The sequence below is a fragment of the Ruegeria sp. AM4 genome, from assembly GCF_056540665.1.
Map to the genome: position 1 here is coordinate 311,069 of NZ_JBQFXD010000004.1, position 12,932 is coordinate 324,000.

The window sequence follows — 12,932 nt, forward strand, 5'->3', positions numbered from 1 at the left end:
AAGACGCCCGCGCAGGAAATGCAATCAGCGCCTGAGTGCAAGCCGTGCTGATAACCACGCGACGATCATCAATCCAAAATCCACATAGAGCCACTGTCGGAGCAATCCGTTGTCGGTCGCGTCAAATGGAACGTGATACAACGCCAAACCACCCAGCATGTCCGGCAGCGAAAACAACAACAAGGCCGAGGCATTGTTGCAGAAATGCAGGGCAATGGCGGGGCCCAGTGTACCTGACCGTGCGGTCAGGTCTGCGGTCAACACCCCAAAAACCCCAGCCCAGATCACAACCAGCATCGTGTTTTCGCCCGATGCGCCGGGATCATAGTGGCCGGCGGCGAAAAGCACCGCAGGCACGCCCATCCAGATCACCGGTGCACGGAACCGGGCAGCAAGGCTTTGCTGCAGGAAGCCGCGAAACAGAATCTCTTCGGCGCTGGTCTGAATCAGAACGGCACCAACGGACAACGGCAAAAGCAAAAGCCATTTCGACAGGGGCAGATTCGGAACCAAAGGTTCGCCCATGCCATAAGGCGGCAGAACAAGCACGACCGCAGCAAGAACGACCAGAACCCGAAACACGCGCCAGAACTGCCGCAGCGCCAACGCAGGCGCGCCGATTACAGAGATCAACGCCCGGTGCTGAAACTGCCTGGCTGCCAGGGCCACACCGACTATCGCAAACACAAAACTGGCCAGAATGACCAGTAATGCCGTTGGGGTTGAACCTTGCAACAATGACTCGGCCCAATTCGGACCAGCGGTACTCGCAACAATGGCAAACAGGGCCGCATTCGACAACGTGACTACAAGACCGATGACGCACAGCCCCACCAGCAACCGCCACAGTTCGGGATAGTCCCGCACAGGCTTGACCAACAGCTCATGGCTGGAATAGGTCGCGCGCTGCATCCTATCCGGCATGGTTTGTCTCGGGCTCGTCGCCCAACGGCAGATTGGACAACCGCACCCGCTCTCCCAATGTTGTCAGGTAGCCCGCCACAGTTTCCAGCAATTGCATCGCGACGATTGCGTCGCTTTCCACAACCGCTCTGAGCTCCTCAGCCCCGATCCGCAGGAAGGTACAGTGCTGCGTTGCAACCAGATCGATTTGTCGTGGTTCGCCGGTAATCACCGCCAAATCCCCGATCAGGCGACCCGGCTCGATCGTGCTCAGAGGCCGGCGCTCGCCATCTTCGGTCTCCCAGTACAGATTGGCTTCTCCCGAGATGCAAAGATAGGCCGCGTCCGGGGCCTGACCGCGGGCAAAGATTGTCTGCCCCTTGGCAGCTTCGTACCATTGCGCGGAAAACGCCAACAGACGCTGGTTTCGTCCATCAAGCCTCGAGAACAGTTCTGTCGAGGAGATGATCTTGAGCTTACGACTCAGGTCATCGGACAGGTCGTCTTCGTCCTCGACCCTGGTCCGAGACACGCCGTCGATGCGGCCCTCCTTGATTTCGACAAACAGATCATAGGCTTCCGGATGGGCGAAATGATCCTCCATGAAGATCATGATGGATTGAGGCAGCAACTCGCGCAGTTTCAGCCGCGTCCGCAGACGGCTTTCGGTATCGTGGCTGGCCAGCGCCTTGTCGAGGATCAACACATCGGGACGCTTGATCCCCGCCCGCGAGAAAGAGACCCGTTCCTGAAAAACCGTTGGCAAGTTGTTTCCACCCAGACCCGCTGGCAAATCGTAGATGATCGCCGCTGCCTGGCGGCGCAAATCGGCTTCGCTCAGGACCTCGGCGACCAGGTTTTCGATCTCGTCCGCCTTGGCACCGGCCATGAGCGATACGCGCCCATAGAGCGCGTTTTCCAGCGCGGTCAGGCGTGGCAGATAGACATCCGGCGCGAGCGGAACAAACATACCGTCCATCGTATTGCGCAACTGTTCGGCCTGGTTTTGACGAATGGACAGGATCTTTTCTTTGTACTCTTCGGGAAAACTGGGACCGATCTGTTCGGCAGTCAGCATGAAGGGCACGGTCAGCAGCAGCGTCCGCTCCTGAAGGCTGATCTCATCATCGCCCTTGGCCCGTCTGCGGTCCTCGATATCCAGCAAACGGTGATACATGTCCTTGGACAAGCCCAGCCTCAGAAACAGCGGGTGGTCAGTTCCGTCGCGGCCGAAGGTCTGGTTCAGGGTATCCAGCACCGCCTCGGCGATCGCAAGCGCATCATCGTCCAACCCGTGCGCTGTCAGCACTGACAAAAAGCGTCCGTCCGCTGCAAGCGACTCGGCCGAGATTTCCTTCTTAGGGGCGGAAAACAGAAGGTTACCACCCAACGGGACAGCCGGATTGAACCGGTCGGGCTCGAACCGATAGACGTATTGGTCCAATCCGGATTCCTTGAGCCGTTCTGCGATTTTGCCACGCAGATCGACGATTTCCTGCGCCAGCTCAGGGTGCAGTTCGGGGTCGAACTGGGACCGCAATGTGCGCCGGAACATGAACTCGTCAATGCCCATCGCTTCGACCAGCTGGAACCACCAGTTGCGGATCTCTTCGATGTCATCCAAACCGGCCAGTGCCGGATCGATCCATTCATCGCTCAGCGAGTCGGGCGGATTGCCTGCGCGCACGGCCTCGATCTGACGGCGGGATGGCAGTTTCAATGCATCGCTCTCATGCTGCGGATGGGTGCGCAAAGGCATCAGCAGGTTGTCACCCAAAGTGCCGTCGAACAGGTAAGGCCGCGAATGAGCATAGCCGATCCGCGCCGCGATGACCTTCTGGTGCAACTCGTTCAGCCTGTGCCCGGCCATGACGACGTCGCCCTGAACCGGCAGAACCTCGCGCGTCAACAATTGCGCCAACGCTGTGCGTTCCGCTGCATGGGTCGCCTTGATCGCCACGCGTGCGCCCTGAGGGATGATCAGGTCGATATCTTCGAGGATGGTCTTCCCGTCATCATCCCGCACGGTGACATTGCGCAGTTCGATGTCCCCGGTCAGATGTGGGATGGTTTCCGGTTCACCCTCGAACAGTTCTTCTGGGATCATGCCGGATGGTGCGAAGCGTTCGGTCACGATCTCCCACCGAAGCGACATGTCCTGAACCTGATTGTAGTAGGTCAACAGATCCTTCCAAGGACCGCTCAGGTCCTTGTAGGCACCCAATGCCGCCACCAGGGCGCCCACGGTTACCTCACCCGTGATCGCAAGGTAGCCACCGACCGAGTAGAACAGAAACGGTGTCATCTGCGTGATCAGGTTGTTGAGGAACTTCATGAAGAATTTCTTGTTGTAGATCTTGAAGCGGATCTCGAACAAGGTTCCCAAACGGTGGCTGAATTGGGCCAACCGATAACGCCAGCCGCCATTGGTGCGCAGATCGCTGATACCTGCCGCACTTTCGCCGATCTCCGAGCTCAAGTGACGGACTTCCTGAATGCGGTCCTTGTTCAACAGGTTGATCTGGCGCTGCAATTTGGGGATCAACCAGGCTTGCAAGGGTATAAGAGCAATGCTTGCCAGACCGAACCAGACGCTTTGCATGAACAGAAATGTCACGATCGTCATCATCTGACCGAACTGAAACACCGGCTGCGCGATGGCGTCGCCCATCAGTCCGCCCATGGGTTCAGCCTCGGATGTGATCATGGACACCAGCTCTCCCTGACTGGTGGCGGCGAAATAGGAATTGGGAAACCGCATCGACCGGCTGATCAGCGTGAACCGTAGGCGGCGCAACATGCGTTCCGCCAGAATTCCCTTCATCGTGTTAATGCGCATCTTCATCAGACCACTGGCGATGACCGTGGCCAGAAACGCGAAACACAAGATCAGCAGGTACTGAATCTGCGTAACCGTGAAGCCGAAGAACGTGACCGTCGCGGTCGGCGCACCAATGGCATCGTTGATGATCTGCTTGGGCAGCTCCAGCGAAGCGTATAGGAACGGAAACGACAGAACCGTAAGCACCAGCAGCACAAGCTGCTGCTTTTTCGAGTATTTCCAGATGAATGAAAATAGGGTGCGTTCCATGCCCCTGCCCTGTCTTGTTAATGAGTGTTTTTCGGAAACGATGAAAACGCCGCGCCCTGCGGTCGCCGAAGGTACGTGGCCCCCTCACCTAATGCAAGAATGCGCGAATACAAGCCAGGTGAAGCGCCATTATGGTTCGAGATATCAAAAAATTCATCACCCTTGGATTATGGGTATCTTTATTCTCTCCCCCGATTTTGACTAAAGAGGGATAGGAATTGGGAACCGAAGCTATGGGCAGAATTCTGGACCGCCATATTCATCGCCGCGTTCTTTCGCGGTGGCTGCGCGCCGAGCAAGATGCCGATCATGCCCCGCTTGCTGACCTGCGCCAGCGACGGGATGAGGCGCGGCAGCTTAGGGCGCGCCTGGACCGTCTGATTCAGAAAGCCGACGGGCGACTGGTGCGACCTTTGATCGGGTCGACCCGTTTCTCAACGCCGCTGGGTGCCGACTGGTCCTGGCGCCCGGACCTCTGGCGCGAGCCGCTGCACCGCGCAGGTCTGGCCTCGGCCCCACGCAAGGCGAAATTGGACAGTCAGGTCACCCTATTTCATGATTGCCCGCTGGCCGAGATCGCAATGCGCCAGATGCGCAATCGCCGCGACAGGGATCTTGCGCCGTTTTCGCTGGCCATCGAAACCTTTGGCTTTGACGGTTCGTTCCTGTCCCTGTCCGTCGAACTGCCTTCGACAGTCGCCAGAGGGCTGACCCGCCAGCATCTGATGCGACTGGATTGCCTGTTGGAAAGCGAGCGGTCGATCAGGATTTTCGCCCGCTTGAACGTTCAGCACGGCCCCAATACCGAAGAGGTGTTGCGCGAACTTGATACCAGCGCGTCACAAGTATCGGTGGATTTCGACCTGGCACATTTGACACTGAACGAGCGGCGGATAGAAAAGCTGTGGCTGGATCTGATCCTGGAAGACCCGGCTATGAACAAACTGGTGCTGCGTGATCTGACCCTATGCCGCCATCACCGGGCCGATCTTTGAGGGACTCCGAATTGACAGAGATCACCCTGACCCCCACCCGGTTTGAAAACGCCTTATGGGAAGCACACATTGCAGCGGATACGGAACCTCGGGTCGAAGCGGTCTATTTGGGCGCGGCGCTCCCGGATGTTGCGCTGATCCAAAATGCCGAGGGGTGGACCCTCCGTGTGCCGGTTCCCAACGCCGCCTTGTCGGATGGTGTTCACTGCATCGTCATCTACAACCAGGATACAAAGGAAAAGCTGGGCGATTTCACCATCATCGCCGGTGAGCCCGCCGCGGCGGATCTGCGAGCCGAGATTGGATTGCTGCGCGCCGAGCTAGACATGCTGAAACGCGCCTTCCGTCGGATGAACACGCCCGAAGACTGACGACTCGGCACTTCTTCGCGGGGCTGCAAAGCCAGTTTTTTCTATCAATTTCACCGGTTGCGTGCATCATTGGGGCATTCCAGACAAACCGGGTGGCTCCATGAACCGCAATAGTATCCTCAAGGTCATTGCCCTGATGGTGACGGGGTTTGGCATAGGTATCGATTTCACCGGCGCGCTGATGCTGGTTCCCGCCATCGAAAACAGCTTTGATTCAGACATCACCAGCACCCAATGGGTTCTGAACATCTATGCGCTGTTTTTTGCGATGACCATGGTAGCCGGAGGGCGCCTGGGTGACATGTATGGCCATCGCAAAGTGATGATCATCGGGCTGGCGATATTCTTGTTCGCCTCGGTTCTGTGCCTTGTTTCACCCGGGTTGGACTATCTGATCGGTGCGCGCGCGTTGCAGGGCATTGGCGCGGGCTGCGTCTGGCCCTGCACGCTGGCGTTCGGGGCAACGAAAGTTTCAAAACCGGAACATCGCGCGCTGGTCATGGGACTGATTCTTGCAGGCGTAACCACAGGCAACGTCTTTGGCCCCCTGATCAGTGGGGCGGCGGTCAGTTTTGGCGACTGGAGGCTGTTCTTCCTGGCCAACGTCATATTCTCGAGCGTTTCGATGGTCACCGCGATCATCTTGTTGGAAAAGGAAACCAAACACAAACAAGGCGAGCACATTGACTTTGCCGGTGTCGGCATATTGTCGGTCGCCGTTCTGCTGCTGCTCTACGCGCTGGATGTTGGGGCCGATTGGGGTTGGACATCGGCTCCGCTTCTGTTGCTGTTCGTGGTCAGCGCGGCGCTGTTCGTGCTGTTTCCAAGGATAGAAAAGCGCGTGAAGGAACCGCTGCTACTGCCGCAGCTGATGCAGAACCGAGAGTTTCTGATCACCCTCGGCCTGAACATGTTCAACGTGGCCGCCGCGTTTGTTGGGTTGCTGTATTTCCCACAATACATGCAGAAGGTTCTTGGATGGTCGGTCTTCCAGTCGGCTCTGGGCCTCGCCCCGCTGACCTTGTTGCTGGCGGTCGGATCCATAGTTTCAGGGACGCTCTACAACGACTTCGGCCCCAAGCGGCTGCTGTTTTGGGGATACGTTTGCGCCACAGTAGGTGCCGCAAGTGTCGTTGCTCTTCCTGCAGGGTTCGGGTACTTCCAGATCCTGCCCGGTATGGCAATGATCGGCTTGGGCGCGACGCTGACCGTTGGCCCATCCGGTACCGCTGCCGTCTGTGCGGTCAAGCCAGAACGCGCCGGTCTGGTCGGCGGGCTCAGCTTCATGACACATCTTGTGTACGGGGCCATCGCGGTCGCTTGTGCCACAGCGATCATGTATGTCACCAGCCTTGCCAGTCTGGGCAAATCGCTTGCGGCTGAGGGGATTTCTCTGTCGGACGCAGACCAAAGGACGATCAATGGCGGTACTCTGGATACGCCATCCGCGCAGGCTGTATTGCACAACCTCAGCGCAGCAGAGGCGGAAAAGGTCAGATCAGCCCTCGCGGCAGCTTTTGACAGCGGCATGAACATGGCGTTTGTGTTTGCCACATTCTCGGTCGCTGTCGGAATTGTTCTCGCACTGATGCTGGATGAAAAAAAACTGCATAAAGTTGAAGGGTAGCCGCAAAGTGAAAGGGCCGCGACTGGCGCGGCCCTTTATCGTTTACTGCGACGGACCATTCGGTCGGAACGCCGACAGCCCTTTGAGGATATCGATCGCGTAGGCCAATTGATAATCCTGCTCGCGCAGTTCGGCGGTCGCCTCGGCCTTGGCGCGGTCTTCTTCGATCTGACGGATTTCATCTTCGCTGAGGCTGTCATTGTTCAGGCTGCCCCGCAGATCCGCCTCTGACCGGGTGCGGGCGTTGGATTCCTCTTCCTCTTCGGTCGCGGGTTCCGGGCGCGGTTGTTCGACGATGATATCCGGGCTGACACCCAACGCCTGGATCGACCGGCCAGACGGTGTGTAGTAGCGCGAGGTCGTCAGGCGCATGGCCCCATCGCCGCGCAGTGGCATGACCGTTTGTACTGATCCTTTGCCGAAGCTTTTGGTGCCCACGACGATGGCGCGGTTGTGGTCTTGCAAGGCGCCGGCCACAATTTCAGATGCGGATGCCGACCCGCCATTGATCAGAACAACGATCGGCTTGCCACCGGTCAGATCTCCCACGGTGGCATTGAATCGCTCGCCATCCTCTGGGTTGCGGCCGCGGGTCGAAACGATTTCGCCTTCGTCCAGAAACGCGTCGGACACCTTGATGGCCTGGGTCAGCAACCCGCCCGGATTGTTGCGCAAGTCCAGAACAATGCCGTTGACGTTTTCAAGGCCACCGGCCTCATCGATCTGCTCTTCCAGTCCTTCCTTTAGATTGGGATAGGTCTGATCGTTGAACGTCGTCACCCGCAGCACCACGCTGGTGCCCTCGGTACGCGCGCGTACGGCGGTCAGCTTGATCGTGTCGCGGATGATCGTCACGTCGAACGGCTCCGACTCGCCTTCGCGTACAACGGTTATCACAATTTCTGAACCGACAGGGCCGCGCATCAGGTCAACGGCGGAATCGAGCGTCAGACCAAGGATGCTTTCGCCATCCACATGGGTGATGAAATCACCAGCCTCAATCCCGGCTTCATCCGCTGGTGTGCCATCGATAGGAGAAACGACTTTAACAAAGCCTTCTTCCTGTGTGACTTCGATGCCCAAGCCACCGAACTCGCCACGCGTCTGCACGCGCATCTGTTCGGCATCGTCGGGCGAAAGATAGCTGGAATGCGGGTCAAGCGAGGTCAGCATACCGTCAATCGCGGCCTCGATCAGATCATCTGTCTCGACCTCTTCGACATATTGCGCGCGAATACGTTCAAAGATGTCGCCGAACAGGTCCAGTTGCTGATAAACGTCAGCCTTCCTTTCGGCCTCTTGCGCCAGCAGCGGACCCGCGATCTGAGTGGTTGCTACAATCCCTGCCACAGTACCGGCCAGACCGGCCATCATAAATTTCTTCATACTCGTTTATCCATCCTTGTTTGTCCGGAACCAACTGTCCGGATCAACGGGGCTGTTGTCTTGTCTTACCTCTATATAGAGCGTTTCTGACCGGTCAGTTCCAGTGCCATCACCGCTTGTTGACATAATAGCGCCGATTCCGGGCGTTTCTCCGGGCATAAGCCCGACCGGAGTGCCTGCGGGGATGACCTGACCGGGCTGACCATAGACCTCTTGCAAGCCTGCAAATACAAACAACAACCCCGGTTGCGGTTCCAGAACGACCAGATTGCCAAGATCCAGCAACGGCCCGCGATAACGGATTGTGGCTGCGGTAGGCGACACCACCAGCGCGCGAGGGCGCGTACCCAACACAAGACCTGGACGGGTAACGCCGGCGGCATCCGTCTCGCCCGCGCGATGCAGAATAACGGCCTGGGTCGGTAATTCGACCTGGCCTTTGCGGGCCGATATGTCGGCGTCGGTCTCGGCAATCGCACCACCAGAGATTTCGGACAGACCGCTGGCAAACCCATCCAGCGTTTCGGTTGACGAGATCAGGATCGCCGTCCGCACCGGATCTTCAACAAAGCGGCGCGGAAGATCGGTTCGATCGGCTATGGCATTGCTCAGTTGCGTGCGCGCATCCTGTACTCCGGTCAGCCCTTCGGTCAGCGTATCGGCTGCGTTTTGTTGCAAGATCCGCAGGGTTTGCACTTCGTTCAGATCATTGGCCAGAGATTGCGCACGCGCGTTCAGGCCCGGGGTCACCTCGGACAGCATCATGCCGGTGCGCGCGGCCCCCAGCGGCCCCGAAGGATGCAGCATCAGTACCGGTGGCGCTGTTGTTTCAATGGTCTGGAGAACTCCGAGCAGCTGCGCGACGTCTTCCTCGCGCGCCTGTAACTCAGCGGTCAGCTGCGCCTCGCGCAGCGCAGCGCGCCTCAGGCCATCACGCATCGCAGACAGGCCGGTTTCGTAGGCCTGAATGGTGTCGGTCAAGGCGCGGACGCGGTCGCGCGCGCTGTCTGCTTCGCTTAGGGCGACCGAGGCTTGTTCCAGCAGCGCCGCAGCCTCCAGCGCCGCCTGCGAAGGATCGCTTTGCGCCAACGCGATGCCGGGGCACAGGGACATTGCGAGACAAAGCGCGCGTAACCTCATTTGATCAGGCTTTCTCCGGTCATTTCGGACGGCTTGGGCAAACCCATCAGGTCCAGAACTGTCGGTGCAAGATCTGACAGGCGCCCATCACGCAACGCGGCATCCGCTGGACCGCCAACCAATGCAACCGGAACCGGGTTCAGCGTATGCGCGGTGTGGGGTCCACCAGTCTCAGGATCGACCATAAGTTCGCAATTTCCGTGATCGGCCGTGACAATCATCGCGCCACCAGCCTTTTCGAGCGCTGCAACGACCTGAGCCAGCCCCTGATCCACGGCTTCGCACGCTTTCATGGCCGCCTGAAGATCGCCGGTATGGCCAACCATGTCCGGGTTGGCGTAGTTGGTTACGATCAGGTCATAACCCGCCTCGATCGCCTCGACAAATTTGCGGGTCACTTCCGGGGCAGACATTTCCGGTTGCAGGTCATAGGTCGCGACCTTGGGCGATTTGGGCATATAGCGGTCCTCGCCTTCTTCAGGCGTTTCCTTGCCGCCGTTGAGAAAGAACGTCACATGCGGGTACTTTTCGGTCTCGGCCAGCCGGAACTGTCGCAGCCCCTGCTTGGCGCCCCATTCACCCAAAGTGTTCACGATTTCCCGTTTGGGAAATACCGTCGTCATATATGTGTTGTGGCCGTCCGAGTATTCGACCATGCCCAAAAGCGCGGCAAGCTGCGGACGTGGGCCGGTGTCGAAGTCCGAAAACCCAGGCTCACCAATTGCGCGTAGTATTTCACGCGCCCGATCGGCGCGGAAGTTCAGACAAAAGAAGCCGTCACCGTCCTTTAAGCCATCGAATCCGCTCAGAACTGTCGGGACGATGAATTCATCCGTCTCTGATAGGTTATAGGCTTGATCCACGGCAGGCCGGGCGCTTTGCGCGGCGCGCCCCTGCCCGTTGATCATGGCAGCGTAGGCTTCGGACACGCGTTCCCAACGATTGTCCCGATCCATCGCGAAATAGCGGCCACAAACGGTGACAATGTGGGCGTTGTCCGGAAGGCGTTCCTCAAGAGCGTTAACATAGGTCAATGCCGATTTCGGGGCCACGTCGCGCCCGTCAGTTATCGCATGCAAGGCGACCGGCACCCCCGCATCCGTGATCGCCCTGGCAGCGGCGACAATGTGGTTCAAATGCCCATGTACGCCACCGTCCGAGATCAGCCCCATCAGATGCGCGGTTCCGCCTGTTGCCTTCACTTGGGCAATGAAGGCTTGCAATGCGTCATTTTCGAAAAAAGTACCATCCTCGATTGCCAGATCGATCTGCCCGAGATCCATAGCGACCACCCTACCCGCGCCGATATTGGTATGACCAACTTCGGAATTTCCCATCTGGCCACTGGGCAGGCCCACATCGGGTCCATGAGTGATCAATTTGGCGTGCGGGCTATTCGACATGATCGCGTCAAATGTCGGTGTATTCGCCAGCAAAGGTGCGTTAGCAGTCGTGTCATCTGAAAGCCCCCAACCGTCGAGAATGCACAGGACTACGGGTTTGGGGACGGTCATTGATGCTCTCCGATGGCTGCTCTTGACGTCTCTTCTATCCCCTGCCCGCGCGGGGGTGAACCGCCTTTTGCAATGCGTTAATCAGAATTAACGTACATGGTCTTTGTTGTCGGTGCGACGTCGCGCCCTATGATAGCGCCCTCTTGGGACACAATTCGTGACCGCATTCGGAAAAATCGAATCCGCATCGGCTTGACGCGGGTTAGTCACGCGCGTGTCGGCACCGATGTGTCTGTGTTTGAGTTGTCAAAAGCGGCAGCTTAGCCTTCCATGCGTTGCAGCATCTTTTTCGCACGCTTGCACTGCAACTGATCACGCAAAGGGCTGTCGGGGTCGATATCTTTTTTGCAAACCACGCATTTATCCGCGCCCGAGATCGCATTCAGCCCGCCGCAACTGCCCTTGATCGTCTTGCCCATAAGCATGACTCCCAGCGACATACCAACCATGACGATCAGAAGCAGCCCAAAGGCCAGAATAAAGGTGGTCATCCCGGTTCCTACCTGTCAGTTGGTCCCCAGCGCGTCCTTGAACGCGCTGCTTTGTACGGTGATATAGGCATCGTCGCCACTTGTCACATCCCGCGAGATGAAGAACACGGCAATTTTATGCTGTTCTGCCAGTTCCAGGCCCTTTTCCTGACCCAGCGCCAGCATCGCGGTCGCCCATGCGTCCGCCATCATTGCGTTCTCTGCCAAAACAGTCACCGAGGTCGTACGGTGCGTGATCGGACGCCCGGTCGTTGGATCGATGATATGGGAATAGCGCACACCGTCCTGTTCAAAGAAATTCTTGTAGTCGCCAGAAGTCGCCATGCCCAGATCAGCAACAGGAACGACCATCTGAATGCTCTGCGCGCCAGCCTCGGGTTTTTCGATACCGATACGCCAGCTTTCGCCCTTGTCGTTCTCGCCCTTGGCAACCAGGTCGCCGCCGATCTCAACCATGTAATCTTCAATCCCCTCCGCGCTCAGGGTTTCGGCAACCGCATCAATGCCATAACCTTTGGCGATGGCAGACAGGTTGATCCCAACACCGCCGTCGGATTTCGCCAGGGTTCCTGCCTCTTGGTCCAAGGTCAGCAGACGATCCTGCCCAACAGCATTCAACGCGGTCTGGATTTCGACCTCCGACGGCACCGGATCTTCCGGTTTGCGCGGGCCAAAACCCCATAGTTCGATCAGCGGGCCAAGCGTCACATCAAATGTACCGCCCGACTTTGCGTGAACCTCGTTCGCGGCGGCCAGAACCAGCGCAAATTCCTTGGAAACCGCCACCGGGTCCGTGCTGGCTGAGGCAGAGAATGTCGACACTTCCGAGTTCGGATCCCAGTTTGACATCTTGGCGTTAACGTCAGCCAAAGCCTCTTGCACCGATGCCGCCAGCGCCTCTTCGTCCAGATCGTCCCCGATTGCGGTGATGTTGAACGTCGTGCCCATGGTTTCGCCCGACAGGCGGACCACGTCCGGTTCGTCGCCGAACAGGCAACCGGTCAGGGAAAGCGTCAAAGCCAGGGCTGTCAGGTGGCGCATCTTGAAACCTCGTGCGAGAACTGTGCCCGGCGTATGCCAGCGCCCCCAGTCAGAGTCAAACCGGGCCTAGAGTTTCAGCGGCAAAAACCCCAGCGCCAGCAATCCGAGCGCGGCCGGCACGCCGAATATCCAGGCACGTGTTTTCCAGCCGGGTGCTTGCTGCTTCCAAACCCTCCGGAAATTATGACCGCAAATGACCACACCCAGGAAGATCGCCACAGCCACGGGCGGGGTCAGGTACAGGTGGCTCATGCGATAGAAATTCCCTGCGATGCGGCGCAGTTGCGCCAGATTTCCAATTTGCACCCTATACAGGACTTTCCCCTGCGATAAGGTAGAAGAGACAGCCAATACCCAAGTCTGAGGAGACCGT

The 12,932-nt window shown here is 58.2% G+C and carries 11 protein-coding genes; 3 read left to right on the forward strand and 8 right to left on the reverse strand.

Annotated elements, in window-relative coordinates:
* Positions 1–24 precede the first annotated feature (24 nt).
* Both ACR0JA_RS10885 and ACR0JA_RS10890 read right to left on the reverse strand, forming a co-directional pair.
* A complete protein-coding gene (locus ACR0JA_RS10885) occupies positions 25–924 on the reverse strand; it encodes a CPBP family intramembrane glutamic endopeptidase (RefSeq protein WP_480574044.1) in 900 nt (299 codons plus the stop codon).
* On the reverse strand, positions 914–3,994 hold the full coding sequence (locus ACR0JA_RS10890) for an ABC transporter transmembrane domain-containing protein (protein WP_480574048.1): 3,081 nt from the start codon (positions 3,992–3,994) through the stop codon (positions 914–916). The genes ACR0JA_RS10885 and ACR0JA_RS10890 overlap by 11 nt, the downstream gene beginning before the upstream one ends.
* Before the next feature lie 233 nt (positions 3,995–4,227).
* Here ACR0JA_RS10890 and ACR0JA_RS10895 point away from each other — a divergent pair, with 233 nt between their 5' ends.
* The 3 genes from ACR0JA_RS10895 (at position 4,228) to ACR0JA_RS10905 (ending at position 6,987) form a co-directional block, all read left to right on the forward strand.
* A complete protein-coding gene (locus ACR0JA_RS10895) occupies positions 4,228–4,989 on the forward strand; it encodes a DUF6478 family protein (protein ID WP_480574051.1) in 762 nt (253 codons plus the stop codon).
* Positions 4,990–5,000: 11 nt separating this feature from the next.
* The gene (locus ACR0JA_RS10900) at positions 5,001–5,360 is read left to right on the forward strand and encodes a hypothetical protein (protein ID WP_480574054.1); all 360 of its coding nucleotides are present in this window, start codon (positions 5,001–5,003) and stop codon (positions 5,358–5,360) included.
* Positions 5,361–5,460: 100 nt separating this feature from the next.
* On the forward strand, positions 5,461–6,987 hold the full coding sequence (locus ACR0JA_RS10905) for an MFS transporter (protein ID WP_480574057.1): 1,527 nt from the start codon (positions 5,461–5,463) through the stop codon (positions 6,985–6,987).
* A gap of 42 nt (positions 6,988–7,029) precedes the next feature.
* Here the strand turns inward: ACR0JA_RS10905 and ACR0JA_RS10910 are convergent, their stop codons facing one another.
* The 6 genes from ACR0JA_RS10910 to ACR0JA_RS10935 form a co-directional block, all read right to left on the reverse strand.
* Positions 7,030–8,373 carry a S41 family peptidase gene (locus tag ACR0JA_RS10910; RefSeq protein ID WP_480574060.1) on the reverse strand — a complete coding sequence of 448 codons (1,344 nt, stop codon included), beginning with the start codon at positions 8,371–8,373 and terminating at the stop codon, positions 7,030–7,032.
* 6 nt (positions 8,374–8,379) lie between these two features.
* Entirely contained in the window at positions 8,380–9,513 is a 1,134-nt protein-coding gene (locus ACR0JA_RS10915; RefSeq protein WP_480574063.1) for a murein hydrolase activator EnvC family protein, read from the reverse strand.
* Entirely contained in the window at positions 9,510–11,027 is a 1,518-nt protein-coding gene (gpmI, locus tag ACR0JA_RS10920) for a 2,3-bisphosphoglycerate-independent phosphoglycerate mutase (RefSeq protein ID WP_480574066.1), read from the reverse strand. The genes ACR0JA_RS10915 and gpmI overlap by 4 nt, the downstream gene beginning before the upstream one ends.
* Positions 11,028–11,287: 260 nt before the next feature.
* The gene (gene nqrM, locus ACR0JA_RS10925; RefSeq protein WP_480574069.1) at positions 11,288–11,518 is read right to left on the reverse strand and encodes a (Na+)-NQR maturation NqrM; all 231 of its coding nucleotides are present in this window, start codon (positions 11,516–11,518) and stop codon (positions 11,288–11,290) included.
* 15 nt (positions 11,519–11,533) lie between these two features.
* Positions 11,534–12,559 carry an FAD:protein FMN transferase gene (locus ACR0JA_RS10930; RefSeq protein ID WP_480574072.1) on the reverse strand — a complete coding sequence of 342 codons (1,026 nt, stop codon included), beginning with the start codon at positions 12,557–12,559 and terminating at the stop codon, positions 11,534–11,536.
* Positions 12,560–12,625: 66 nt separating this feature from the next.
* Complete coding sequence (locus ACR0JA_RS10935; RefSeq protein ID WP_480574075.1) at positions 12,626–12,910, reverse strand: hypothetical protein; 285 nt, start codon at positions 12,908–12,910, stop codon at positions 12,626–12,628.
* Positions 12,911–12,932 lie beyond the last annotated feature (22 nt).